Annotated in this window: 26 protein-coding genes and 1 tRNA gene; 16 read left to right on the forward strand and 11 right to left on the reverse strand. The window is 62.4% G+C overall.

Annotated elements, in window-relative coordinates; translation table 11 throughout:
- Positions 1 to 15 precede the first annotated feature (15 nt).
- Both IHQ72_RS12635 and IHQ72_RS12640 read right to left on the reverse strand, forming a co-directional pair.
- Entirely contained in the window at positions 16 to 192 is a 177-nt protein-coding gene (locus IHQ72_RS12635; protein ID WP_258122731.1) for a hypothetical protein, read from the reverse strand.
- 22 nt (positions 193 to 214) lie between these two features.
- Positions 215 to 1,879 (reverse strand): Na/Pi cotransporter family protein, encoded by a 1,665-nt coding sequence (locus IHQ72_RS12640; RefSeq protein WP_258122732.1) that lies wholly within the window; start codon positions 1,877 to 1,879, stop codon positions 215 to 217.
- A gap of 389 nt (positions 1,880 to 2,268) precedes the next feature.
- On the opposite strand from IHQ72_RS12640, the gene IHQ72_RS12645 reads away from it, so the two are divergent.
- From IHQ72_RS12645 to IHQ72_RS12675, 7 genes are all read left to right on the forward strand, one after another.
- Positions 2,269 to 2,640: an RcnB family protein gene (locus IHQ72_RS12645; protein ID WP_258122733.1), complete on the forward strand. Its 372-nt coding sequence runs from the start codon at positions 2,269 to 2,271 to the stop codon at positions 2,638 to 2,640.
- A 155-nt stretch (positions 2,641 to 2,795) separates the two neighbouring features.
- Positions 2,796 to 4,769, forward strand: a complete 1,974-nt coding sequence (gene dnaG / locus IHQ72_RS12650) for a DNA primase (RefSeq protein ID WP_258122734.1) — start codon at positions 2,796 to 2,798, stop codon at positions 4,767 to 4,769.
- Between the two features lie 371 nt (positions 4,770 to 5,140).
- Positions 5,141 to 7,162, forward strand: coding sequence for an RNA polymerase sigma factor RpoD (gene rpoD / locus IHQ72_RS12655; RefSeq protein ID WP_258122735.1), 2,022 nt, complete (start codon positions 5,141 to 5,143; stop codon positions 7,160 to 7,162).
- A gap of 210 nt (positions 7,163 to 7,372) precedes the next feature.
- Positions 7,373 to 7,666: a GYD domain-containing protein gene (locus tag IHQ72_RS12660; RefSeq protein ID WP_077379810.1), complete on the forward strand. Its 294-nt coding sequence runs from the start codon at positions 7,373 to 7,375 to the stop codon at positions 7,664 to 7,666.
- Positions 7,667 to 7,907: 241 nt separating this feature from the next.
- Complete coding sequence (locus IHQ72_RS12665) at positions 7,908 to 8,288, forward strand: thiol-disulfide oxidoreductase DCC family protein (RefSeq protein WP_258122736.1); 381 nt, start codon at positions 7,908 to 7,910, stop codon at positions 8,286 to 8,288.
- Positions 8,289 to 8,424: 136 nt separating this feature from the next.
- A complete protein-coding gene (locus tag IHQ72_RS12670; protein WP_258122737.1) occupies positions 8,425 to 9,096 on the forward strand; it encodes a PadR family transcriptional regulator in 672 nt (223 codons plus the stop codon).
- Positions 9,097 to 9,202: 106 nt separating this feature from the next.
- Positions 9,203 to 9,496, forward strand: a complete 294-nt coding sequence (locus IHQ72_RS12675) for an HlyU family transcriptional regulator (protein ID WP_258122738.1) — start codon at positions 9,203 to 9,205, stop codon at positions 9,494 to 9,496.
- Between the two features lie 147 nt (positions 9,497 to 9,643).
- Here IHQ72_RS12675 and IHQ72_RS12680 read toward each other — a convergent pair whose 3' ends face one another.
- Complete coding sequence (locus IHQ72_RS12680) at positions 9,644 to 10,279, reverse strand: FMN-dependent NADH-azoreductase (protein WP_258122739.1); 636 nt, start codon at positions 10,277 to 10,279, stop codon at positions 9,644 to 9,646.
- A 109-nt stretch (positions 10,280 to 10,388) separates the two neighbouring features.
- On the opposite strand from IHQ72_RS12680, the gene IHQ72_RS12685 reads away from it, so the two are divergent.
- The gene (locus tag IHQ72_RS12685; protein ID WP_258122740.1) at positions 10,389 to 11,345 is read left to right on the forward strand and encodes a LysR family transcriptional regulator; all 957 of its coding nucleotides are present in this window, start codon (positions 10,389 to 10,391) and stop codon (positions 11,343 to 11,345) included.
- On the opposite strand, the gene IHQ72_RS12690 is transcribed toward IHQ72_RS12685, so the two are convergent.
- A complete protein-coding gene (locus IHQ72_RS12690) occupies positions 11,278 to 11,904 on the reverse strand; it encodes a TetR/AcrR family transcriptional regulator (protein ID WP_258122741.1) in 627 nt (208 codons plus the stop codon). The genes IHQ72_RS12685 and IHQ72_RS12690 overlap by 68 nt on opposite strands.
- 66 nt (positions 11,905 to 11,970) lie before the next feature.
- Between IHQ72_RS12690 and IHQ72_RS12695 the strand changes: the two genes are divergently transcribed.
- Positions 11,971 to 12,384 carry a VOC family protein gene (locus IHQ72_RS12695; protein WP_123148351.1) on the forward strand — a complete coding sequence of 138 codons (414 nt, stop codon included), beginning with the start codon at positions 11,971 to 11,973 and terminating at the stop codon, positions 12,382 to 12,384.
- Between the two features lie 122 nt (positions 12,385 to 12,506).
- The gene (locus IHQ72_RS12700) at positions 12,507 to 13,418 is read left to right on the forward strand and encodes an arginase family protein (RefSeq protein WP_258122742.1); all 912 of its coding nucleotides are present in this window, start codon (positions 12,507 to 12,509) and stop codon (positions 13,416 to 13,418) included.
- Between the two features lie 3 nt (positions 13,419 to 13,421).
- Here IHQ72_RS12700 and IHQ72_RS12705 read toward each other — a convergent pair whose 3' ends face one another.
- A complete protein-coding gene (locus IHQ72_RS12705) occupies positions 13,422 to 14,369 on the reverse strand; it encodes a S1C family serine protease (protein WP_258122743.1) in 948 nt (315 codons plus the stop codon).
- Between the two features lie 271 nt (positions 14,370 to 14,640).
- On the opposite strand from IHQ72_RS12705, the gene IHQ72_RS12710 reads away from it, so the two are divergent.
- Both IHQ72_RS12710 and IHQ72_RS12715 read left to right on the forward strand, forming a co-directional pair.
- Entirely contained in the window at positions 14,641 to 15,513 is an 873-nt protein-coding gene (locus tag IHQ72_RS12710; protein WP_258122744.1) for a S1C family serine protease, read from the forward strand.
- An 8-nt stretch (positions 15,514 to 15,521) separates the two neighbouring features.
- Positions 15,522 to 16,172: a helix-turn-helix transcriptional regulator gene (locus IHQ72_RS12715; RefSeq protein WP_258122745.1), complete on the forward strand. Its 651-nt coding sequence runs from the start codon at positions 15,522 to 15,524 to the stop codon at positions 16,170 to 16,172.
- Between the two features lie 242 nt (positions 16,173 to 16,414).
- Here IHQ72_RS12715 and IHQ72_RS12720 read toward each other — a convergent pair whose 3' ends face one another.
- Complete coding sequence (locus IHQ72_RS12720) at positions 16,415 to 16,663, reverse strand: type II toxin-antitoxin system VapB family antitoxin (protein ID WP_258122746.1); 249 nt, start codon at positions 16,661 to 16,663, stop codon at positions 16,415 to 16,417.
- A gap of 147 nt (positions 16,664 to 16,810) precedes the next feature.
- On the opposite strand from IHQ72_RS12720, the gene IHQ72_RS12725 reads away from it, so the two are divergent.
- Complete coding sequence (locus tag IHQ72_RS12725; RefSeq protein WP_258122747.1) at positions 16,811 to 17,677, forward strand: SDR family oxidoreductase; 867 nt, start codon at positions 16,811 to 16,813, stop codon at positions 17,675 to 17,677.
- Here IHQ72_RS12725 and IHQ72_RS12730 read toward each other — a convergent pair.
- The 3 genes from IHQ72_RS12730 to IHQ72_RS12740 form a co-directional block, all read right to left on the reverse strand.
- Positions 17,674 to 17,967: a type II toxin-antitoxin system RelE/ParE family toxin gene (locus tag IHQ72_RS12730; protein ID WP_258122748.1), complete on the reverse strand. Its 294-nt coding sequence runs from the start codon at positions 17,965 to 17,967 to the stop codon at positions 17,674 to 17,676. The two genes, IHQ72_RS12725 and IHQ72_RS12730, sit on opposite strands and share 4 nt — an antisense overlap.
- Positions 17,964 to 18,200 carry a type II toxin-antitoxin system ParD family antitoxin gene (locus IHQ72_RS12735; protein ID WP_258122749.1) on the reverse strand — a complete coding sequence of 79 codons (237 nt, stop codon included), beginning with the start codon at positions 18,198 to 18,200 and terminating at the stop codon, positions 17,964 to 17,966. The genes IHQ72_RS12730 and IHQ72_RS12735 overlap by 4 nt, the downstream gene beginning before the upstream one ends.
- Before the next feature lie 367 nt (positions 18,201 to 18,567).
- The gene (locus IHQ72_RS12740) at positions 18,568 to 20,661 is read right to left on the reverse strand and encodes an OmpA family protein (RefSeq protein ID WP_258122750.1); all 2,094 of its coding nucleotides are present in this window, start codon (positions 20,659 to 20,661) and stop codon (positions 18,568 to 18,570) included.
- A 212-nt stretch (positions 20,662 to 20,873) separates the two neighbouring features.
- On the opposite strand from IHQ72_RS12740, the gene IHQ72_RS12745 reads away from it, so the two are divergent.
- Both IHQ72_RS12745 and IHQ72_RS12750 read left to right on the forward strand, forming a co-directional pair.
- Entirely contained in the window at positions 20,874 to 21,320 is a 447-nt protein-coding gene (locus tag IHQ72_RS12745; protein WP_258123817.1) for a YcgN family cysteine cluster protein, read from the forward strand.
- Between the two features lie 276 nt (positions 21,321 to 21,596).
- The gene (locus IHQ72_RS12750; protein WP_258122751.1) at positions 21,597 to 21,959 is read left to right on the forward strand and encodes a hypothetical protein; all 363 of its coding nucleotides are present in this window, start codon (positions 21,597 to 21,599) and stop codon (positions 21,957 to 21,959) included.
- A 185-nt stretch (positions 21,960 to 22,144) separates the two neighbouring features.
- On the opposite strand, the gene IHQ72_RS12755 is transcribed toward IHQ72_RS12750, so the two are convergent.
- Positions 22,145 to 22,855, reverse strand: a complete 711-nt coding sequence (locus tag IHQ72_RS12755; protein ID WP_095491648.1) for an SIMPL domain-containing protein — start codon at positions 22,853 to 22,855, stop codon at positions 22,145 to 22,147.
- Between the two features lie 236 nt (positions 22,856 to 23,091).
- Between IHQ72_RS12755 and IHQ72_RS12760 the strand changes: the two genes are divergently transcribed.
- Positions 23,092 to 23,167: transfer RNA gene (locus tag IHQ72_RS12760), tRNA-Ile, on the forward strand.
- Between the two features lie 218 nt (positions 23,168 to 23,385).
- Here the strand turns inward: IHQ72_RS12760 and IHQ72_RS12765 are convergent.
- Positions 23,386 to 25,068, reverse strand: coding sequence for a recombinase family protein (locus IHQ72_RS12765; RefSeq protein ID WP_258122752.1), 1,683 nt, complete (start codon positions 25,066 to 25,068; stop codon positions 23,386 to 23,388).
- Positions 25,069 to 25,070 lie beyond the last annotated feature (2 nt).

Genomic DNA, 25,070 nt, shown 5'->3' on the forward strand with positions numbered 1-25,070 from the left:
GCGGATTTGAACCGATCATTGGAGCGCTTTGCGTTCTGATGGAATCAAAACCGCGCTCCAGGTCTTTGCTTGAGGCATTTTGTCGGACGCCAAACGACGACGCTTGGCTGAAAAATGCTCTAGCCGACAGGCGGGAGGTTGAGCAAAGGCTAATTTTTCGCGCTGGCTCGAAGCGGCGGTGATGTCCGGCAATTGGTTACCGCCTGCAGCCAGTCTATCCGGCCTTCAGCCGCGAACCGGTGAGCAAGCCGCGTTCCTCAAGCACGGGATAGGCCATCGAGGCTAGCAGCGAGTTGATCTGCTTCAAGTCGCGGATGGTGTCGAGATGGATGGAGCTGGTCTCGACACTCTTGGCGGTGCCGTCGCGCAGTCGCACGAAATGACTGGCGCTGGTCTCCTTCTCGCGGTCGCGCAGCCGATCCTTTTCCAGCACCAGCTGGCGGGCAGTCTCCGCATCGCGCGAGACCAGCACGTTGAAGGCAAGCCGTGCGTTGGCGAGCACCGAGGCGTGGAAGGCGCAAAGCTCGCGCCAGCCCTCGGGCGTGAACTCCAGCCCGCGCTCGAGCTTCTTCCTGACATGCACCAGCATGTTGCGCACGATGATGTCGCCGACCTGTTCGAGCTTGACGCAGGCGCCGATCAGCTCCTGGCAGCGCAGCGCCTCGTCCTCGCTCAGCGGGTTCTTGGTCACCTTGGCCAGATAGAGCTTTATCGCTGCGTGCTTTCTGTCGACGCGGTCGTCTAGCGCGGCCAGCGCCTTGATCTTGTCGGCGTCGGCGCTCTCATAGAGCTCGATGATGCGCTTCAGCATGATCTCCACCGTCTCGCAGACCCGCACCACCTCGCGGGTGGCGTTGGCCAGCGCCTGGCTCGGCACGTCGAGGGCGCTGTCGTTGAGCGCGGAAAGCTCGACGACGTCGAGCGCTTCGGCCGGGGCCGGTTTGGTGCCGAGCGCCACGATCTTTTCCGAAACGCGGTAGACGAGGCCGGCCAGTGGTAGGCCGGCAACCAGGATCAGGATGTTGAAGAGGATATGCGCGTTGACGATCTGGTCGGGCACGGTGGCGCCGAGAAAGGCGACCGGCGGCTTCAACCACATAAACAGGATCAGCATGGCCAGAGAGCCCATGCCGCGCATCAGGAGATTGCCGATCGGTACGACACGCACACCCGGGTCTGCATTGCGGGTGAGCAGCGGCGCGATGATCGACGAGCCCAGATTGACGCCGAGCACCAGCACAATGCCGAGTTCGGGCGGGATGAAGCCTCGGCCGGCCAGCGTCACCATCAGCAGCACCGCGGCGATCGAAGAATGAAACAGCCAGGTGACCAGCGCCGCCAGCAGATAGGCGGTGACCGGGTCGCTGGAGAAGTAATCGACGATGACCGGCATCAGCGTGCTCTTGCGCAGCGGCTCCGATGCCTGGCCGATCATCTCCAGCGACAATACCAGCAGGCCGATGCCGACCAGGATACGGCCGAACTGGCGCCAATCTCGCCGCTCGGTGGCCATGAACATGACAGTGCCGGCGACAAGACAGATCGGCACCAGCAGCGACAGGTCGAAGGTGAGCAGCTTGACCACCAGCGCCGAGCCGATCTCGGCGCCACGCACGGCAAGCTGGCCCGATATGCCGCTGACAATGCCGGCACCGGCGAAGGAGCCGACCAGCAAGGTAACGGCGGTGGAACTTTGCAGCGCGATCGCCAGGCCGCAGCCGGCCAGAACCGCCATGAAAGGATTGCGCATGGTGGCGCGCAGCTTGTGGCGCAGCACATCGCCGTAGGCGCGCTCGACGCCGGTCTTCACCAACCGGGTGGCAAACAGCATCAGCGCCACCGCGCCGGCAAGATGCAGCAAAACGACCGAACCGCTCATATCAGGCTCGCAGCCCGACGGGCGCCAGCGATACGGGCACCGTGACGGCAAAGGGGCAAAAGAGGGAGCGAATCAAGGGCATTATAAAGATTGATGCTACTCCGATTAATTTTAGCCGGATAATAAATTTTGCCCAATTCGGCGGGCTGTTGGTGCGCGACAGGGCGTGTCGGAAATGGATGGATCGCAATATGGTTGCATTGCCGGCCGGCTTCCGGATGACCGCGCGGTCAAGTGCAGGCGACACCTTCAGATCCGGTTTGAGTGGAGTGTTGAATTAGCTATTCTAAATATATGAAATCATTACAAAAACGTAATTTTCATGTTCAGTTTCGGTTCATTCTTCGGGCTCTATTGCTTGGGCATCGACAACCAAGGAGTACCCCGTGATGAAACGCATCATTCTTTCCGCAGTCGCCGTCTCGATGCTGGCTGCCACGTCGCTGCAGGGCCAGGCCGCGCCGCTGAACGCGCCGAACGCGCCGCGGTCGACCTACAGCCAGATTGGCTGGAAGGAGCCCGGCAAGCATGTCGACGTGAAGAAGCGCGTCGTGGAGAAGAAGAAAGTCGTCGCTAAGAGGAACCACTGGCGCAACGGCCAGAAATATTCGAGCTGGAAGCGCCACCAGCCGATCCGCGACTATCGCCACTATGGCCTGCGTCGTCCGGGCCGCGGCCAGGAATGGATCCGCGTCGGCAACGACTATCTCTTGGTCAGCGTCGTCTCCGGCATCATCTTCGGCGCGATCGCCGCGCACTGACCGTCAAAACGTCGACCGGCACTATGCCGGAATAGGTAAGAAGGCGGCCCGCAACGGTCGCCTTCTTTTGCCCTGTGAAAACCGGGTATGGTCCGCATTAGGAGTCGTCGGGTTTCGCCGGCGTGATTATATGGAGGACAAACGAGCCGTTCCCGATGCGCTTTCCACCTGCCTTTCTCGACGAGATACGCGACCGCGTGCCGATTTCATCGGTGATCGGCCAGCGCGTGGCGTGGGACAGGAAGAAGACCAACGCGCCGCGCGGCGATTATTGGGCGTGCTGTCCCTTCCATGGCGAGAAGAGCCCGTCCTTCCATTGCGAGGACAAGAAGGGCCGCTACCATTGCTTCGGCTGCTCGGTTTCCGGCGACCACTTCAAATTCCTCACCGAACTCGACGGGATGAGCTTTCCCGAAGCAGTCGAAAAGATCGCCGACATGGCCGGCGTGCCGATGCCGGTGCGCGATGCCCAGGAGGAACGGCGCGAAAAGGAACGCGCCAGCCTGACCGAAATCATGGAAATGGCGACCGCCTTCTTCCAGGAGCGGCTGCAGGGGCCGGAAGGCGCAAAAGCCCGCGCCTATCTGCGCGACCGCGGGCTGACGCCGGCGACGCAGCAGTCGTTCCGGCTCGGCTATGCGCCCGATAGCCGCAATGCGCTGAAGGAGCATCTTGCCGCCAGGGGCGTGCCCAAGGCTGATATCGAGGCATGCGGGCTGGTGCGCCATGGCGACGACGTTCCGGTTTCCTACGATTGGTTCCGCGACCGCATCATGTTCCCGATCCCGGACTCCAGAGGCAAGATAATCGCCTTTGGCGGGCGGGCGCTGGCAGCCGATGCGCTCGCCAAATACATGAATTCGCCCGACACCGAGCTCTTCCACAAGGGCAACGTGCTCTATAATTTCGCCCGGGCGCGCCAAGCGCTGGGAAAGGGGGCGCTGGCCAAGGGCGGCACGGTCATCGCCGTCGAGGGCTATATGGACGTGATCGCGCTGGCGCAGGCCGGTTTCGAGAATGTCGTGGCGCCGCTCGGCACCGCGCTGACGGAAAATCAGCTCGAACTCCTGTGGCGGATGGCCGGCGAGCCGGTGCTGTGCTTCGATGGCGACCAGGCCGGACTGAAGGCGGCATGGCGCGCCGCCGACATGGCGCTGCCGGCGGTTCAGGCCGGCCGCTCGGTGCACTTTGCGCTTCTGCCCGAAGGCAAGGACCCCGACGATCTGGTCAAGGCCGAAGGGCCGGACGCGTTTCGCGCCGTGCTTTCCGAGGCGCGGCCGCTCGCCGACCTTTTGTGGATGCGCGAAACGGCCGGCGGCATCTTCGACACGCCGGAGCGGCGGGCGGAACTGGAAAAGACGCTGCGCGAACTGACCAGCCGCATCCGTGACGAGAGCTTGCGCTACCACTACCAACAGGAAATGCGCGAGCGGGTGCTAAGCTTTTTCGGCGCCCAGCGCGGGCGCCAAGGTTATCAAGGGGGGCGGCAAGATGGGCGGCCCGGCGGGCGCTTTCAGGGCAAGGGCTCAGCTCCTGGCGGACAGTTCGCACGCAGCGGCAATGCCGGTGGACGCGCCGCGATCACCGAAAGCCTTGGTCGCTCGGCGCTGGTCAAGCGCGGCAGCGAGGGGATGTCGGTGCGCGAGGCGACGATCATCGCAGCTCTTGTCAATCATCCGGTGCTGATCGACGAGAATTTCGCGCATGTCGAGTTCCTCGACCTCGCCAACACCGATCTGAAGCGATTGCACGCGGTCATTCTCGATGCGATGGCGCATGACATGGCCAACGACCGCAACGCGGTGATCGCGACGATCGAGCGGGCCGGCTGCGGCGAGATCTGGGCGCGCGTGGTGGCGCTGATCAAACGGGCGCGGCAATGGCCGGCGCTGGAAACAGCCGGACTTGACGATGCCCGCGATGCCTTCAGCCAGGCGCTCCACTTGCAGCGCAGCGCGCGCACCTTACATAAGGAGCTGAAACAGGCGGAAGCGGCGCTCGCCAGCGATCCCACGGACGAAAACTACCGGCATCTCGTCGAGATCCAGGCGCAATTTCGTGATGTGCAAGCAACGGAAGCGCTGATCGAAGGGTTCGGCGTGTCTTCGGGCAGGGCTGGGCGGGTGTAGGTCGACGCTTACGAAAGAGTGATAGTGCAGACCGTGCTTGCGCGTCGAAATCAGCCGCGGCGCTTTAAGTCGGGTAATTGATTCGCTTTTTTCATGCGAATCATGCGAGAGGCGCTTGACCTTCTGGCAGAATGACGGAATCAGGACGATTCGAAACGTTAACCCGCGCCGGCGTCGACGGGAAATGCAGCAATGTGAGGTACCGGTCACTGGACAGGCAGTCAGCCTGCCACAGATACCAGGGTTAATCTGGACTTAACGAGAGATGCAGTTACTGCCCCGGGGAAGCGCGTTCCAGCGCGAGCGCATCTGATTTAACCGGTACGGCAGCTTACGCGGCTTGATACTTGGCCGCTTGGAGAAAATAAAGAATGGCGACAAAAGAAAAGGAAGAGGTCGAGACCGAACGCGAAGGCGCCACCGATGGCCCTCTGCTCGACCTTTCCGACGATGCTGTCAAGAAGATGATCAAGGCCGCCAAGAAGCGCGGCTATGTCACCATGGACGAACTGAATTCGGTGCTGCCCTCGGAAGAAGTGACTTCCGAGCAGATCGAGGACACGATGGCCATGCTCTCCGACATGGGCATCAACGTGGTCGAGGACGACGAGCAGGGCGAGGAGCCCGAAGCCGCCGACGCGGCTGCCGATGCCGAGGAAGACGCCAACGAACTGGCCGAGCAGACCGGCACTGCCGTTGCCGCGACGACCACCAAGAAAGAGCCGACCGATCGTACCGACGATCCGGTTCGCATGTATCTGCGCGAGATGGGCTCGGTCGAGCTTCTGTCGCGCGAGGGCGAAATCGCGATCGCCAAGCGCATCGAGGCCGGGCGCGAGACGATGATCGCGGGCCTGTGCGAAAGCCCGCTGACCTTCCAGGCCATCATCATCTGGCGTGACGAGCTCAACGAATCGAAGATCCTGCTGCGCGAGATCATCGACCTCGAAGCGACCTATGCCGGACCGGAGGCCAAGCAGGCGCCGGTGGTCGAGCGGATCGAGGAAGCCAAGACCGAGGAAAAGCCGCGCCGTTCGCGCGAGGACGAGGACGACATCACCAATGTCGGCGGCGATACGCGCGGTCTGACGGATGACGACGAGGAAGACGAGGACGAAGCCAGCCTGTCGCTGGCGGCGATGGAAGCGGAGTTGCGCCCGCAGGTGATGGAGACGCTCGACGTCATCGCCGACACCTACAAGAAGTTGCGCAAGCTGCAGGACCAGCAGGTCGAGAACCGGCTGGCCGCCGCCGGCACGCTGTCGCCCAGCCAGGATCGCCGGCTGAAAGAGCTGAAAGACCAGTTGATCAAGGCGGTGAAGTCGCTGTCCTTGAACACGGCGCGCATCGAGGCATTGGTCGAGCAGCTCTACGACATCAACAAGCGCCTGGTGCAGAACGAAGGCAAGCTGTTGCGGCTGGCCGAAAGCTATGGTGTGCGCCGCGAGGAATTCCTGAAGGAGTATCAGGGCTCGGAGCTCGATCCTAACTGGACGCGCTCGATCGGCAATCTGACCTCGCGCGGCTGGAAGGAATTCACCAAGAACGAGAAGGACGCGATCCGCGACCTGCGCGCCGAGATCCAGAACCTCGCCACCGAAACGGCGATCTCGATCCTCGAATTCCGCAAGATCGTCAACCAGGTGCAGAAGGGCGAGCGCGAAGCCGCAATCGCCAAGAAGGAAATGGTGGAGGCCAATCTGCGCCTCGTCATTTCGATCGCCAAGAAATACACCAATCGCGGCCTGCAGTTCCTCGACCTGATCCAGGAAGGCAATATCGGCCTGATGAAGGCGGTCGACAAATTCGAATACCGCCGCGGCTATAAGTTCTCGACCTATGCGACGTGGTGGATCCGGCAAGCGATCACCCGCTCGATCGCCGACCAGGCGCGCACCATCCGCATTCCGGTGCACATGATCGAGACGATCAACAAGATCGTGCGCACCTCGCGCCAGATGCTGCACGAGATCGGTCGCGAGCCGACGCCGGAGGAACTGGCGGAAAAGCTCGCCATGCCGCTGGAAAAAGTGCGCAAGGTGCTGAAGATCGCCAAGGAGCCGATTTCGCTCGAAACGCCGGTCGGCGACGAGGAGGATTCGCATCTCGGCGATTTCATCGAGGACAAGATGGCGATCCTGCCGATCGACGCGGCGATCCAGGCCAATCTGCGCGAGACGACGACGCGGGTGCTTGCTTCGCTCACTCCGCGTGAGGAGCGCGTGCTCAGAATGCGCTTCGGCATCGGCATGAACACCGACCACACGCTGGAGGAAGTCGGCCAGCAGTTCTCGGTCACCCGCGAACGCATCCGTCAGATCGAAGCCAAGGCGTTGCGCAAGCTCAAGCACCCGAGCCGCTCGCGCAAGCTGCGGAGCTTCCTCGACAGCTGATGCCGGGTGACGGATAGACAATTTAAAAGGGCGCTGCGGCGCCCTTTTTCGATCGTCGCACAGGGATTGTCTCGCCAGACGGTGCGGTTGTTCTTGCAGCACACCTGCTGTGGGAGGATAATCTCGTGTCGGATGCATTTTCTGGGCGACAAACCCGGATGCCCGCCCCGGCGGTGACGCCGTGCTCCGAGGCCCCGGAGGGAGGTGTGCATGACAACCTATATCGTGCTGATCAACTGGACGGAGCAGGGCGCCAAAAATGTGCGCGAGTCGCCGAAGCGGCTCGATGCCGCCAAGAAGCTGCTTGGAGACATGGGCGGCTCGTTCAAGGCTTTTTATCTCACCATGGGCGAATGCGATATGGTGGCGGTCGTCGAAGCGCCCGACGATGCGGTGCTCGCTCGTTTCTCGCTGATGCTGGCGACAGGCGGCAACGTGAGGACGCGGACGCTCAAGGCCTTCCCGGAATTGGCCTATCGCGAGATCATCGCCTCGCTCGGCTGAGGCGCTGCGCGGCTACAGATCAGCGCAAACTGCCGAGTTCCTGATATAGAACGGTCAGGCGCCGCTTGACGGCGCCCGATCCGCTGATCATGAGGAGGAATGCTGCTCTCGCTCGAAAAGAACTTCATTTTCTCCATATCCCGAAGACGGCTCGTCGCGGCCAGGCTGGTCCGGAAATGTTGCGGGGCCGAGGCATTTCCCGGATAATCGGCGCAGCCCTTCAGATCGCGTCTCAAAACACATGTCCAAGCCTCTGCTGACCGTCTGGTACAACACCCGTTGCCCGGTTTGCGATGCCGGGATCAGCCGGCAAAAGCGGCGGCTGGTCGAGGCGATCAAGGCCGGGCGGATCGCGTTTCGCGACGTCAATGCCGAACCGGCGGCACTGGCCGGATACGGCGTGTCGCTGGAGGACATCCGCCGGCGGCTGCACGCAACCGAGGCGGACGGTAAACTGCTGGTTGGCGCCGATGTCGCAATTGCCGTCTGGCTGAGAACGCCGGGCGAGGGCTGGCTTGCAACGCTGTTCGGTAACCCCGCCGCGCTGCCGTTGACGCGCTATGCCTATGATCGCTTCGCCGATCTTCTCTATGCCTGGAACCGGCGCAAGGGCCGCTGGTAACCGGTATTAGCCAAGCTCGGTGACGAAATCAATCTGGTTGGCACCGTTCTAAGATACATCGTAAGATATATCTTGACTCAACGGTCTCGCCCGCATAATTGAGATATATCGTAAGACATAACTCAAGGAGCAGACAATGCACGAACATCATCATTTCGGCGAGCGAGCCGAGCGCGTTTTCATGCATATGGCCGGCAAGTTCGGCGGTCGTGGCGGCGGCTTCGGCCCATTCGGCCACGGGATGAGGGGCGGCGGGCGCGGCGGGCCGGGCGACATGTTCCGCGCCGGGCGTATGCTGGCCGACGGCGATCTCAAGCTGATCACGCTGTCGCTGCTGGCCGAGGCGCCGCGCCACGGCTACGACGTCATCAAGGCGCTGGAGGAACGCACCAGCGGCGTCTACAGCCCGAGCCCCGGCGTGGTCTATCCGACGCTGACCTTCCTGGAAGAGGCCGGCTATGCCGTCTCGTCCGCGGAAGGCAACAAGAAGGTGTTTTCGATTACCGAGGCAGGGCAGGCGCATCTCAATGACAATCGCGAGATGGTCGACCACGTGCTCGATCATCTCGAGCGTTTCGGCCGCAAGATGGCGAAGGCGCGCGAGTGGTTCGGCTGGAACGACGACGGCGAAGATGGCGGACGGCGCGGCCGCGGCCGTTCGGAGAAGCGCGACGAATTCCGCGCCGTGCGCCACCGGCTGCGCGCAGCCCTCGGCGACATCGTCGACGCGCCTGCCGAAAAACAGGCTGAGGCGATCGCCATACTGGAAGGAGCGGCCGAAGCCCTGGAAGCGCTGTCGCGCGGCTGACTTCTGCGGCCGGGTCGGCCCTTGCCGGTTTGCCTAAGGACCGGTAGTGAAATCATCCTGCACCACGCTATGTGATGCAGGATGATTGCCGTTGGAGGGCCCGCCCATGTCTTTTCTGAAACGTCTTTTCGGCGGTGGCGGCGGTGACGCGGGCGAGCCAAAGAGTGGTGCACCGGCAAAACAGATCGAGCACAAGGGATTTTTGATCAGCGCCACGCCCTACAAGGCGGAAGGCCAATACCAGACCTGCGGCGTGGTTTCTAAGGAAATCGACGGCGTGATGAAGGAACACAAATTCATCCGCGCCGATCGTTTTGCCGGGCTCGACGACGCTGTCGACATCTCGATCAAGAAGGGTATCCAACTGGTCGACGAGCAGGGCGAGAAGATCTTCGGTTAGCTTGGCGCACGGCGATGTCGCGACATCGGAGCGACGTCAGAAAGCTGTAGGATCCGCCGACGCCTCGTCGGGCATCAGGCGGCAAGTGCAAAAAAGGCAGGCGCCGGGCGCCTGCCTTTTTCGGTTCTGATTACCAGTTGTTCGCGTTTATGCGGCAGCGGCGACCGCTCCGGTCGAAGCGACCACCGCATCCACCTTGGCGGACGCCTTGGCGAGTGCTGCGGCAACGGCGTCGGGACCCAAGCCGACGCCTTCGATGCGGATGACCTCGACGTCGGTCATGCCGATGAAGCCAAGCACGCTGCGCAGATAAGGGACGGCGTGATCCATCTGCACGGCAGCGCCTTCCGAATAGATGCCGCCTGAGGCAAGAACGATATAGACCTTCTTGCCGGTGACGAGGCCCTTCGGGCCATTCTCGCCATAGGCAAAAGTCTTGCCGGAACGGGCGACGTGATCGACCCAGGATTTCAGCGTCGACGAGATGCCGAAATTGATGAAGCCTGTAGCGAGGATGATGGTGTCTGCCGCAAACAGTTCATCGAGTACGGCGTCGGAAACTCCGACGACTTCGGCCTGCCGCTGCGTGCGGGCTTCGACCGGTGTGTAGATGCCGGTCGAATAATCGGGATCGATATGCGGCAGCGGGTTGGCGACGAGGTCGCGGACGACAAGCTTGGCCGAGGGATCGGCGGCAATCAGTTTTTCGGCGAGCTCGGTGGCGATACGGGTCGAGTGCGAGGCATTGCCGCGCGGGCTGGAAGTGACAAGAAGGATGGACATGGCGGGTCTCCAGGGATGAGTTGAAATGTCCCGGCAAATATGGGTCTGCCAGTCCATTTGAAAAACTGGTATATTTTGCGTATGATCCATCTAAATTATGGATGGAACGATGCAACCCAACCCAACACTCGACCAACTGCAGATCCTGGTCACGGTGGCCGACACCGGCAGTTTCTCCGCCGCCGGCCGCAAGCTCAACCGCGCGCAATCGGTCATCAGCTATGCTATCGCCAATCTGGAGGCACAGCTTGGACTGAAACTGTTCGAGCGCGAGGGCATGCGCGAGCCGCAGCTGACCGATATCGGTAAGGCGACGCTTGAAGATGCGCGGCGCATGGTCGGCGTGCTCCAGCGCATGCGTTCCAGGGTTGACGGCTATCACCAGGGGCTGGAGACCGAAGTGGCGCTGTCGGTCGATGCGGCGCTGCCATCACCGGTGCTGGTGCGGGTGCTGAAGGCGTTCGAGGCGCAGTTCCCGACCGTGATGCTGCGCCTGCATATCGGCACGCTCGGCCTGATCCCCGATCATGTCGTCAACGGGCAGGCCGATCTCGGTGTTGGCGGCCTGCTGGGCGAGGTCGACGTCCATCTTGTGCGCATCGGCTTCATGTCGATAGTGCTGGCTGCCGCGCCCAGCCACCCGCTGGCGCTGCTGCCGAAGCCGGTGGCGATCGAGGATGCGCGCGAACACACTCAGCTCGTTGTCACCGACCAGTCCGAGCGCACCAAGGGGCGCGACTTTGGCGTCTTTGCCTATCGCACCTGGCGGCTGACGGATCTGCGCACCAAACATATGCTGATGCGCGAGGGGCTCGGCTGGGGCGGGCTGCCGCGCTGGCTGATCGCCGACGATCTGGCCAGTGGTCGGCTGGTCGAACTCGATCTGGAGCCGTTCAGCGAGGTGCGTTCGCCACTCTATGCCATGCACCGGGCCGACCGCAGCCCGAAACCGGCGGCTGCCTGGCTGATCGACCAGTTCAAGCGTCAGCTCCGCTGCTTCAACGAGTTCGAGCCGGGCGAAGTGCCTGAGGAGGAACCGGAGACAGCCCGTCAATCAGCGCCATGAGAACGGCCCGATAATCCTTGGTTGAAGCGCCGGCCTCGACCTCAAGCGCAGCGCGGTCGAAGGCGGCCGCAAACAGCGCAGTCAGCGCTTCCACCGGCAATTTCACCATGGTCTGTGCGCGCATCGCCGCGACGAGGCCTTCGCGCAGTGTACGGTTGCCGTGGCGGTTGTCGATCTCGTCCATGGCGGCGCGGCCGAGCACGGCTGGCCCGTCGAGCAGCAGCAGCCGCGTGCGGCCGGGTGCGCGCATGGCTGCAAGATAGGCATCGGAACCGGCGATCAGCGCATCGCGGGCAAACAGCGAGGGCGGCGAGGCGCGCTCGATTTCTTCCGCCACAGCCGCCGCCTCCTGCTCGACCACGGCGGCAAACAGCGCCTGCTTGTCGGCAAAGTGATGATAGAGGGCGCCACGCGTGACGCCGGCCGCGGCGACGATCTCCGGCGTGCCGGTCTCGGCATAGGATTTTTCTGTGAACAGTTTGCGCGCCGCGGCGATCAGGTCGGCACGCGTCGCCTCGGTGCGATCACGGTTGGAACGGCGCGCGGATTTCTGTTGCATACATACAGCCTGTATGTTAATAACTTTTACATGCAGACTGTATGTGATTTAGTGGGAGAAGGAAAGATGAAGACGACGAGCTATTATCCGGTGCTTATGACGGGCGACGTGGCCGGCACGAAAGCCTTCTATATCAAGCACTTCAGTTTCAAGCCGCTGTTTGCGAGCGACTGGTACGTGCATCTGCGCTCAGTCGAGGATCGCCGGGTCAATCTCGGCATCGTCCAAGGCGACCACGAGACGATACCTGAGGAGGGGCGTGGCCGAACGTCGGGGCTTCTGATCAATTTCGAGGTCAAGGATCCGGACGCGATCTACGAGCGGATCCTGGCCGCCGGCCTGCCGATCCTGCGGTCCTTGCGCGACGAACCCTTCGGCCAGCGTCATTTCATCACCAAAGACCCCAATGGCGTGCTGATCGACGTGATCAAGCCGATCCCGCCGAGCGCGGAGTTCCTGGCGCAGTTTGTTGAAGGGTGAGGGGGAGCCTGAACGACGGCCCCTGGCAGGAACTGTCGGCAGAGGTGAGGTGACGACTCGGGCCGCGTGACCGGGCGGGTATTCGCGGTCTATGGTGAGCTTGGCAACCCTGGGCCCATTCCATGCGTGAAATCTGCCTTGTCCGCGCACCCTCAAACCTTGGCCTGCGCCCGCTGTGGCCAGGTCATATACCGGGGACGTGGCGTGCGCCGCAGGCATTGACCGAAGCCGGCTTGATCGAGACGCTTTCGCCCCTCAAAGTGGTCGATCTTGATCGGCCCGCCTATAGCACGGAGCCGCAGCCGGGCACTCGGCTGCGCAACGGCAACACGATACGCAGCTTCAATCTCGGACTGGCCGAAGTTGTTGCCGGCGCGCTGGGACGAGGCGAATTCCCGCTGGTCGTCGGCGGCGACTGCGCGATCCTGCTCGGCGCACTGGCTGGCGCACGGCGATCTGGTCCGGTGGCACTGGTCCATGTCGACGGCCACAGCGATTTCCGCCATCCGGGCAACTATGACATCAACGCTTCACTCGGCTCGGCCGCCGGCATGGACCTTGCGCTCGCCACCGGACGTGGCGAGCCGTTGCTGACCGACTGGCCTGATATCACAAGCCCGCTTGTGGCGGACGAACAGGTGATTCAGATCGGCGAACGCGAGAACCGCGATCCCGACTTTGCCTGGCCGGACATCAATTCGACCGCGATGACGCTGATCGATGTGTTTGCCGTGCGAGAGCTTGGCGCGGCAAAGGTCCTGGAAAAGACCTGGACCACTCTTGCCCGAACCGGCTCGCCCTATTGGGTGCATCTCGATGTCGATGCGCTCGATCAGACGGTGATGCCGGCGGTCGATTCACCAGGCAGTCCCGGCATCGATCCCGACGATCTCATCGCCATCCTCGCGGCGCTGGTGGCGGATTCGCGCTGTACCGGAATGGACATGACCATTTTCGATCCGGACCTCGATCCGACCGGTGAGTTGGCAGGGCTGTTGGTTTCGCTGCTTGGCCAGATCTGTGCGCCGCGATAGTTATTAGGTCCGCGCCACCGGCATCACCGTGACCTGAGTAATGCCGGAGCGGCGCACTACCGTGCACAGTGTTTCGCGACCGATGCGCTCGGCATCGAGCAGGCGCACCAGATCGTCGACGCCGGTGACCGGGCGGCCGTCGATGGCGGCGATGATGTCGCCCTCCTTCAGGCCCGCTCTGGCCGCCGGACTGTTCGCCTCGACGCTGCGCAGGCGCACGGCGGTGTTGCTCGACACTTGCGACAGAAGGGCTGCGCGACGCGGCAGGTTTGTCGTATCGGCCGAGACACCGATGAAGGCGCGGCGGACGCGGCCGAAGCGGATGATCTCCGAAATGACGAAATTGGCGGTGTTGGAGGCAACCGCGAAGGCAATGCCTTGCGCGCCATGGATCATGGCGGTGTTGACACCGATGACCTCGCCCGCCGACGACACCAGCGGTCCGCCGGAATTGCCGGGGTTGAGCGCTGCGTCGGTCTGGATGACGTCGTCGATCAGCCGGCCGGTGGAGGCACGCATCGAGCGGCCGAGCGCCGAGACGACGCCTGACGTGACGGTCCATTCGAAGCCGAGCGGGTTGCCGATGGCAATGGCGATCTGGCCGCGCCGCAGGCGCTTGGAATCGCCGAGCGGCGCGATATCGGCAAAGCTGCCGTCGGCACGCACCAGCGCGATGTCGGTGTCGGGGTCGCGGCCGAGAACACGGCCTTCTCTGGAGACGCCGTCCGGCATGGTGACGCGGACGGTGCGGGCATCGCCGACGACGTGGAAATTGGTGACGACCAGCCCGTCCGGCGTGATGACGAAGCCGGAGCCTTGGCCGCTGGCACCACCGACGCGCTCGATGCGGCAGACGGCGGGACCGATGCGGTCGACGGCATCGGCGACCGTCGCCGAATAATCGTCGAGCAGCGCATCATCGAATTGCAATTGCTGGGCGGGGAGGGACATGGCAGGGCTCCGTGTCTTTAGAGCAAGATGAAGGATGCCTATATGTGCGGAGCGGCCGGATCGGCCGCGACCTGACCAGATGGCCAGTCCAACGCCCAACTAGCCGTCAGGCGAGTACCCGCCAACGCGCTGCCGAGCGATATCTGGGTTAGAGCGACGAGCGTCCGTTGGACGCTCAAAGTACGCTCTAAGACTTTGAGTTCTCGCATCGTGCTTTCCGAAATCGATTCCGATTTTCGGGCCGATGCGATAAAAAAACCAGGAGACCACCATGAGCGACTTCAATCTGAGCGCATTTTCCGACGCCATCGCCGATATTGGCGCGGCAGCAGCGCCGGCGACGGCGAGCTTCGCCACGCATCAGCATCGCACCGCGACCGCCTTCCATTGGCGCGACGGCTATTTTATCGCTGCCGAGGAGGCGGTGGAGGCCGGCGAGGAGATCGAGCTGACGCTTTCTTCGGGCGACAAGGTGAAGGCTGAGCTGGTCGGCCGCGATCCATCGACTGGGATTGCCCTTCTGAAGCCGACCGGCGCGCCGGACGTGCCGCCGCTGGCCAAGGCAGGCACAGTGCGGCCGGGCCATCTGGCCATCGCTATCGGCAGTAGCGACGGTGCGGCGCTCGCCACATTCGGCACAGTCGGTGAGGTCGGTCCGGCCTGGCGCTCGATGCGCGGCGGCACGATCGACCGGCGCATCAATCTGGCCGTCAATGCCGGCGCCCGTTTCGAGGGCGGCCCGGTACTCGACGCCAACGGCGCACTGATCGGCATGCTGCTGTTCGGGCCGCGCCGGCGGGCGCTGGTCATGCCTTACGAGACGATCGAACGGGCGGTGGCGACGCTGCGCGAGAAGGGCCATGTCGCGCGCGGCTATCTCGGCGCCGGCCTGCATCCAATCCGCAACGGCGACACGCATGGCGCGATGGTGATGAGCCTCGACGACAATGGCCCGGCGAAGGCTGCCGGCCTGCATCTTGGCGACATCATCGTGTCGTGGAACGGCGAGGCCGTCTATGGTCCGCGCGACCTGATCCGCAGGCTCGGGCCGGACAGCGCCGGCGCGGCGGTGACGCTCGGCCTGGTACGCGGCGGCGAGCAGCGCGATGTCGTGCTGACCATCGGCGAAAAGCCGCTGAGCTGAGAAGATCGATGGCAAGTCACGGGATCATGGGGCGGCGGCTGACGGTGCTGATCGCGCTCGATGACGCCGTGCGCGCCGAACACCTGTCGACGACCCTTGCCGCGACCGAGGATCTGCTGCCGCTTGTGACCGGCAGCGCCGATAGCGGCGACAGAGCCGATGTCGCGGTCGTCGATGACAATTACCTGGAAAGAGGGGACCTGGAAGGCGGGGCCAACGATCCAGCGATACCTCAGGTGCTCCTGTCTCAACGAGCGAGCCGGCAGCGGCCGGTCGATACCGTGTTTGCCGTGCTGCCGGCGGCAGCGGACGATCTGCTGGTCGCGGCCGCCGCGCGGCTGGCGGCGGCTGGCTATCGGATCTCGGGCGAGGGACGCCCCTTGTCCGATCGGCATGACGATTTCGCTTTCCATGACGACGACCTCTCTGACGAGGAGCCGCTCGACGACAGGACCGAGCGGCCGGCGCTTTCGCCGCGCGAGAGCGAAGTGCTGGCGCTTTTGGCCGAGGGCGCGCCCAACAAGGTGATCGCCCGGCGCTTGAACATTTCCGTGCACACGGCGAAGTTCCACGTCGCGGCCATCCTGATCAAGCTAGGTGCGGCCAACCGCACTGACGCGATCGCCATCGCCATGCGGCAAGGCCTGGTGCTGGTTTAGTGGATGACGTCCCAAGGCAGGATGTGGGGCGATCATTGTCAAAGTTTGCGCTGCCCCTCATCCGCCTGCCGGCACCTTCTCCCCGTATAGTGACGGGGAGAAGGGAGCTGAACGCAGCCACGGTTCCATTGTTGCCAGTTGGCGAAAGCTGTGATGAAGGCGTCCTTCTCCCCGTCACTACACGGGGAGAAGTGCCCGGCAGGGCGATGAGGCGCAGCGCGACGCTGGGGTCGAAATATGCATCATCTGGTCGGAATTCCGAGCTCGTCATAGCCGAGGATCTCATCTTCGGTCATCACGTTATCGCGCTTCGGGATACGACCTGCTCGATCAGAAATTGCCCTAAGCTTCATCACCAGCTCAGTCTCTTTTGATTGAAACACCAGCCGTTCAAGGCTCTGGGGGATCGCCTCCGTCACCGACACGCCACGGCAACGCGCGAGTTCGCGTGCCAGTTGCTCGACTTTCACATTCTTGATCAACAAAGCCATTCTGCAGCCTACCATATGTATCAAGCCCTGTCGCAACCGCCGAACCCTCCGCGGCGTCACCCGTGGCTTCGAACAGCAGGGTCTTGTGTCCGCAGGCGGGCGAGAGCAAGGATCGTGCAAAGAGGCCGGCACAGGAAAGGCGGAAAAATGTCGCTCAAGGGAAAGACCCTGTTCATCTCCGGCGGGTCGCGCGGCATCGGGCTGGCGATCGCCCTGCGCGCCGCGCGCGACGGCGCCAATGTCACCATCGCTGCCAAGACCGCCGAGCCGCATCCGAAGCTGCCGGGCACGATCTACACTGCGGCGCAAGAGATCGAGCAGGCCGGCGGCAAGGCGTTGCCGATGTTGTGCGACATACGCGAGGAGGGGCAGGTGGCCGAGGCGGTCGCCAGGACCGTCGAAAAATTCGGCGGCATCGACATCTGCATCAACAATGCTAGCGCCATCCAACTCACCGGCACGCTGGAAACCGATATGAAGCGCTACGATCTGATGCACCAGATCAACACCCGCGGCACGTTCCTGGTTTCCAAAATGTGCATTCCGCACCTGAAGTTGGCTGACAATCCTCACATCTTGAATCTGGCGCCGCCACTCGACATGAAGGCCAAATGGTTCAAGAACCATGTCGCCTATACGATGGCCAAATTCGGCATGTCGATGTGCACGCTGGGCATGAGCGCGGAGTTCGCCAGGGACGGCATCGCCGTCAATTCGCTGTGGCCGATCTCGACGATCGATACGGCAGCGGTGCGCAATCTTCTGGGCGGTGAGACAGTGGCGGCGATGAGCCGTTCGCCCGATATCATGGCCGATGCCGCGCATGCGATCCTGCTCAGGCCGTCGCGCGAAGCGACCGGCAATTTCTACATCGACGAGGAGGTGCTGCGCGCCGAGGGTGTCAGCGACTTTTCGATCTATGCGCCTGATGCGACAGGTCCGCTCGCCGGTGACTTCTTCGTGCCCGACGAGGTGTTCGCCCGGACGGATACAAAGGTGAAGAGACTGTTCTAAAGATGCCTGGGATAGTCCAGGCGCTGATGCAGAATGCGTACAATATCGATGTACTGATCGCCGATTCGCAGAAACAGAACGAGAGAGCCAATGGGATATTTCAAGAGACCGGGGCGAATGTTCTCTGCGTTTTTCGCCATTGCCGGAAATTGGTCTATCAGATTGATTATGGAATGAACGGTGAGAATATAGGCTTCCGCCCGCTCTAAGCCCCAATCTTTCAACGAATGATCCCAAATGTCGTCGAGATCTGCTTTCGCTTTCGGTGAGAGCCTGACGGTTCGCTTCATCCGCGCTTTTTGGATTTGAGAAAAGCCTCGAAGTCGAACGGTTCGGGGTCACCTGACATGTCACCCTCATCAATGGCGGCGCGGAGTTGCTCAAGCTTCAGCTCCTGTTCTTCTAAAAGACGCAGGCCAGCGCGAACGGTCTCGCTTGCCGAACCGAAGCGGCCATTTGCTATCTGCCGCTTGATAAAGGCATCGTACTGGTCGCCTAGTGTGATGGAGGTATTCTTGGACATGGTGGGCTCTCCAATACCAATAGATGGTATCAATTTGCCGGAAGACAAACAAGCACGTAAGTGGATGTCACTCTTGGCTTAAGGGCTGAGGGCCATCGAGGCCTCGCGTAAGCCGGAAAAAAAAACCCCGCCGGCGAGGGGGTACCGGCGGGGCTCATGTGTCCCGCTGGAGTCGGGACAGGGCAGGGAAGCCCTAGCCAGAATCTGGGGTGGACGACCTCGCGATTCAATGCCTGGTTAAAATCGCGACGTACATTCTCCTTCACCCCCGGCCATTGCCGGATATCGCCCATCCCGGTGAAACCGGGGTGGGCTACGTCTTCCCGCATAGATTCCAGAAACCGGGTCAGGTTTCTGGAATTGCGAGTTAATTCGCGCTGGCCACCGGCGCCACCAGCGAGGTGATGCGGCGGATGGCAACGCGACGGTTCTCGCGCTCAGGCTCCGACGTATCGACCTTGAGATACTCCTCGCCATAGCCCTGTGTCGTCAGGTTCTCCGGCGGGATGCTGAAGGCATTGGTCAGGGCTTCTGCGACCGCCTCCGCGCGACGGTCGGACAGAGCGAGATTCGCCTCTGGCCTGCCGACGGCATCGGTATGGCCTTCGATCAGGAAGGTTTCCGCCGGGTTCTTCTCGAGCAGCTTCTCCATGGCGCTGGCGACGCCTTCGAGTTTCTGCACCTCGGTGTCGGGGATCGAGGCCGAACCGAATTCGAAGTTCAGCGTGTCGAGGTCGATGCGGCGGGCGATGTCGCGCACACGGGCAGAGCGCTTGACCTCGTCGATCGAGTAGAGGCGCTGCACCCTCTCCACCGGCGGCTGTTCGAGGAAAGTATAGTAGTCGTCCGGATCCTCGACCTCTTCGGAATCCAGAATGTACTCCTCGCGCGAAATGTCGATCCGAATTGGCGGCAGGTCGTCACCCGGATCGCGCCAGTCGCCATCGTCCTCATAGTACCGCTCGTCGACATAGCTCAGCACGTATTCGCGTCCGTCGGGCGCGATGCGTGAACGCCGGATGACGTCGCCGTAGCGGTTGCGGATGGTGACGATCTGGATTCCGTTGTCACGCTCGACGATTTCCCGGGTGCGATCGCCCGACAGCTCCTCATAGTAGACGTTCCGCGCGCCACGGCGCATGCGCGGCGTATCGTCGCTTTCCACGATCGTCTGGTTGTTGAACTGTAGGATAACGCGGTCGCCGAGTTCCCTGACGACGTCGACCCCTTGCGGACGCGGACGGCGGCGAATGTCCTCGACGTCGGGCACACGCTCAACGCGTTTGCCCTTTTCCTCCGTCACCGGAACCATTCTCTCAAGCTTGATCGCCTGCTGGGCCGTCCTGTCGTCGGTGGGCGGCGGTCCCTGGTCGACCGGAGCCGGCTTCGGGGCTTCCGCCTGCTCGCCGTTCTGCTGGGTGGGCTGACCACCCGCGTCCTGGCCGCCAGGCTCTTGCGCGTTGTCCCTGCCGCCCCTGCGCTTGCGCACAGCATCCTTCTGGCTGTCGAACACGGGGGCCTCGCCCTGGGCCGGACCTTCCCCTTCGGCGGGCGCGGCCTGTTGGTCCTCGGCGGGCTGCTCGCCGGTTGTCGGCTGCTCTCCCGTCACCGGCTGTTCGCCGATAGGCTTCTTGCCACGGTCCTTAGCCTGCTCCCGGGGCTTCTCGCCCTCGGCGGGAGCCGTTTGCTGGTCGGTCGGAAGCGGCTCGGCCTGCTCGCCGGCGGGCGTTTCCTTCCTGGCCGGCTGTTCGGCTGGCGCAGCTTCGATCTGCTGATCCTGGTCCCGCTTCTTCCTGCGCGGCGTGACCTGCTCGTTGTCATTTGCAGGTGCGGCCTTCTCGCCTTGCGCCGCCTGTCCGGCGGGCTCTTCGGCAGGTGCCGTTTCGATCTGCTGTTGCTGGTCGCGCTTCTTTCTGCGCGGCTGCTGTTCGCCGTTGGCAGGCGCCGCCTGTTCGGCCGGTTGGTCGGCGGGTGCGGCTTCAATCTGCTGCTGCTGGTCGCGCTTCTTCCTGCGTGGTTTTTGCTCTTCGGCCGGGGCGGCCTGTTCGGCGGGGGCTGCTTCGATCTGCTGTTGGTCGCGCTTCTTCTTGCGCGGTTTTTGCTCTTCGGCCGGGGCGGCCTGTTCGGCAGGGGCTGATTCGGTCTGCTGTTGCTGCTCGCGCTTCTTCCTTCGTTGATTGCCCTGCTGCTCGTCGCCGGAAGGCGCGGCCTGCTCCGCAGGAGCCGATTCGCTCTGCCGCTCGCGCTTCTTGCGCGGCTTCTGCTCCGGTTCCGCCTGCTCTGCGCAGCCTTCCGCCGACTCGCCTTCGGGGCAATTCGATTGCGCCAGGATCAAGGGCGTTGCGGTACGCTGCAGTGGGCCGAACGCGGCGCCGCCCTGCAGCGGGAATGCGCCCAACGGCGCGGACGCCATCAACAGGCCAAGTGCCGTGCCTGCCAGAATCCGTGGTTGGCGTTTCATTAGAAATCCTCCTTTTGGCGTCCCATCCCGGCCCAAACTGTTCATCAACCGGATTGGTTCCGGTTAGCAGGCATTAACGGCCGCGAAGGGCGATTGGCCGGCGTTTTGAAGGCGACTTCGTGTCATTCCTATGGTGCCGGCCTATGGTGCTGGCCGGGTTTGCGTCTGCCGCGGTGCTTGACCTTGACGCCGGCGGGGGCCACATCCCGTCAATGGAAACGCCGTTCTGGAAAACCAAGACGCTCGAAGCGATGACCCCGGCCGAGTGGGAATCGCTTTGCGACGGCTGCGGCAAATGCTGCCTGTCGAAACTCGAGGACGAAGACACTAGCGAGATCTACTGGACGAGCGTCGGCTGCCGGCTGTTCGACGCCGAAACGTGCCGCTGTTCGGACTATGCCAACCGGCTGGCGCGCGTCCCGGACTGCGTCGGGCTGACGCCGCAGAATGTGCGCACTATCAGCTGGCTGCCCAAAACCTGCGCCTACCGACTGGTCGCCGAGGGCCGCGATCTCTACTGGTGGCACAGGCTGGTGTCGGGCAGTGCCGAGACGGTGCATGAGGCCGGCATCTCGATGCGCGGCCGGGTCAGCGCCAGCGAGACCGATCTTGCCGAGCCGGACGACTATTTCGAACACATGCTGGATGACGAGCCTTAGGGACGAGGCTCGAGGCCAGGATCGGAACCAGCTGCGCGATAGGGCGTTTTCTATCGGGATTGTCCAGAACCGGCCAGATTGTCCAGAACCGAAAGACGGAGAAACTGCGAAATCACCTGTTGTTGCAACATGAACCCAAAATGAACGGCTGGTTCGTAAAAAGTTCAGATACGCAGGCGCATTCTCCCCCCATCGCTTCGACCAAGACACATTGGTCGATCAAGACACACCGGTTCGATCAAGACGGGCGGAAGCCCTGAACAAGGAGAGAAGACAATGTTCAACACGATCAAGACGGCGGCCCTTTCGGCGCTTATCGGCCTCGGCACGCTTGCCGCTATCCCCGCCACAGCCCAGGCAGACAGCATCTATCTCGGCTTCGGCAACAACAACGATCCGCGCGTCGGCGTCTATAGCGGCGACGACGATGGTTTTTACCGCGAACGCCGCCGCGAACGCGACTGGCGCCGGTCCTGCTCGCCAAACCGTGCCCTTAACAAGGCAGAGCGCATGGGTCTGCGCCGCGCCCGTGTTGTCGACGTCAGCCGCCGCACGGTGAAAGTTGCGGGCCGCCAGTACGGCGACCGCGTGATGGTCGTGTTCGCCAATGAGCGCGGCTGCCCGGTTATCTACCGATAAACGGCACGTTGCCGACCGGCACCGGCCTGGAGTAGCAGAGCCCCCTTTCCGCCAGGATAGGCCAGGATAGAAGGGTGCGGCTCGAAAAAACCCCGGAGGATCAGTCCTCCGGGGTTTTGTTTACACAGCAAGATCGATGCTGCCGGCTGCCGCGCTTCAACAGGGCCGAACGGCTCAGGTGGCGGTCACTTCAGCTCGAAAGTGACAGTGACCTGGACGGTATAGGAATTCTCGCCGGCCTGCACCGGAACCGATTCGCGGGCCGCGTCGAAGGCCTTGGCGTTCATCGGTATCGGCGGCGGCGCGACGTTCTGGTCGGTGATTTCCAGCACCCGTCCGATGCTGACGCCGGCGGCTTCAGCCAGCGTCTTTGCCTTGGCCATGGCGTCGGCGACCGCCTTCTTGCGGGCTTCGGTGAGAGTTGCAGCCGGATCCTCGTTGGAAAACGAGATGCCGCCGCCCTGGTTGACGCCGAGCGATACCGCCTTGTCGAGAATCTCGCCTGTTTTGTCGATGTCGCGGATGCGAACCGAAAGCGTGTTGGTCACCTGGTAGGCGATGAGTTCGGCTTCCTGGCTGCCGTCCGGCTTGTTGGTGTAGTTGTAGCGCGGGCTGATCTGGATGCCGGCTGTCTGAAGGTCGCGCTCCTTGATGCCAGCCGACTTCATAGCGGCGATCACGGAGGCCATGGCGTCGTTGTTGGCATCGAGCGCGGCACGCGCGGTCTTGGCCTCGCGCATGACGCTGAGCGTCAGCAGCGCCAGATCGGGGGCCGCGGTCGCTTCGCCTTCGCCGGTGACGACGATACGGGGCGGGGGCGGCGAATCGGTCGCGCCGGCCATCGCCGGAAACGCGATTGCGGCGGCGAGCGCCAAGGGCAAAAGATGTCTGGTCATAAAAATCTCCTCGGTCTGCGATCCAGTCGCGCTGTCGACTACCGCATCGGCCCAAGAATCGGAATCGATTTCGGAAAGCACGATGCGTAGATTCAAAGCGTTAGAGCGTACTTTGCGCGTCTAAGTGGACGCACGTCGCTCTACTGTCTGAATATGGGCTGATTTGGACGATCTCGGCCAGCAAGTTCGGAAAGCCTTGTGCGATTCGGGGAAAAACATTAATCCAGCCGCGTGTGGGGCCTGTAGCTCAATGGTTAGAGCCGGCGGCTCATAACCGCTTGGTTGGGGGTTCGAGTCCCTCCGGGCCCACCATTCAGTCCGCCGGATTTCCGGGTTTTTCGCCCGTCTCAGAATAGCTACGACATGTCCGTGGGTTAGCGCCGAGTAGTGGCCAACACTTGGCTGAGGCTCCGCAGTGAGCGTCCAAAACACCTGACTTTTGGCCGTCCGTCTCTGTCGGGCGAATTCCGTAGCCAAGTGTTTGGCAAAGCGATGGTTGGCTGATCAGCCAGATGCACGCCGGATTGGGGTCAGAAGCCAAGGAGTGCAGTCTGGCTGGTCCAGGCGTGTGGCAGGTCAGAGACCCGCGAGAGTCTGTGCGCCGTCAGTTGGACAGGCTGATCACCGGCAACGATGCTGGCCGTTATTTTCGGAGCGAGGAACGCGAAGGGAAGAAGTCGGCTCACCTCAGACGTGTCGGTGCCGTTGAGCATGGCAACGTCGGTGAGGCTGCGGTTGGCTCCGTCCGTAAGTTGCTCCAGGTAGAGGCGGGCTCGACGCACAAGGTCGATCAAGGCGCCATCGGGTTCTCGGCTGATGTTGGACCCGTCTGTAAGCACGATCCGCGTCTCGACACCGCGCCGCTTCATACCGATTGGACATTCGATCGAAGTTACTTGGGCGCTATCGCTGGGAGGCAGAGTACGGTCGAGAAGCAATTCCGATAGCGAGCGGCGATCGAGTTCGATCGTCAACGATCCGGGCTTGAGGGTGATCCTCCGAACGATCTTTTGAAGCATAAATCGCTTCGCTTCCGCAGTGTCTGATGCCCAGCACGACCGCATCACTTCTGCCCGCCGCATCGCCGACTGAATTTCGCCAGCGTCGGCCCATTGCTGAATCCAGCCAGACAGTTGGGCCTGATCACTGAGAATTCGATTCAGGCGATGCTCAACGACTGATTCAAGTGCGGGCGCTGGAAGACGCCAACCCGATGACCCTTTCCGGCGTTCATCGATGAACTGTTTTGAGACATAGTAGCGGTAGCGAACACCTTCTTTATTCGCGTGAACCGACCGCAATTTCTCACCCGCTTCATCGAAGAGCAGACCGGTGAGCAAATGAGGTTGCGTGACATTGGAATCGCTTCGCCGCCGCGGCGCCTGCGCGGCGAGAAGTGCCTGAGCCCCCTCGAACGTGGCCGACGTGACGATCGGCTCGTGCTCTCCATCGTAGATCAGATCCTTGTGCTTGATCTTGCCGATGTAGATTGGGTTCGAAAGCAGGTGGTAGAGATTGCCGCGACCAAACGGCATGGTGACGGCAACAGATCCGTCTTTGCGTTGTCGTGTCCTTGCCGAGAGCCCGTCACTCGCAACCTCATCGACAAGATCCCGGACCGACTTCAGGGCGAGATAGCGATCGAATAGGTGTCTAACTGTTTGCGCTTCGGTTTCGTCAATCGCCAGCTTGCGGTTGTCGACGCGATAGCCCAGGGGCACCACGCCGCCCATCCACATGCCTTTCTTCTTCGATGCGGCGATCTTGTCGCGGATACGCTCTGCTGTGACCTCTCGCTCGAACTGAGCGAAGGACAAAAGCACGTTGAGCGTGAGCCTGCCCATTGAGGTCGTAGTGTTGAACTGCTGCGTCACCGACACGAAAGAAACGGAGCTGGCATCGAAGATCTCGACGATCTTGGAGAAATCCATCAGCGACCGGGTGAGGCGGTCGATCTTGTAAACAACCACCACATCGACTTTTTTGTCCCGGATGTCCTGCAGGAGACGCTGCAGGGCAGGGCGCTCCATCGTGCCGCCCGATATGCCGCCGTCGTCATAGTGGTCTGGCACCAGCTTCCAGCCAAGACCTACTTGCGAAGCGATGAAGGCTGCACAAGCTTCGCGCTGGGCATCGAGTGAGTTGAACTCCTGATCCAATCCCTCTTCGGTCGATTTTCGTGTGTAGATGGCACAGTTGAGGCGAGGCGTCATCG

The organism is Mesorhizobium onobrychidis (genome assembly GCF_024707545.1).
GTDB classification, from domain to species: Bacteria; Pseudomonadota; Alphaproteobacteria; order Rhizobiales; family Rhizobiaceae; genus Mesorhizobium; species Mesorhizobium onobrychidis.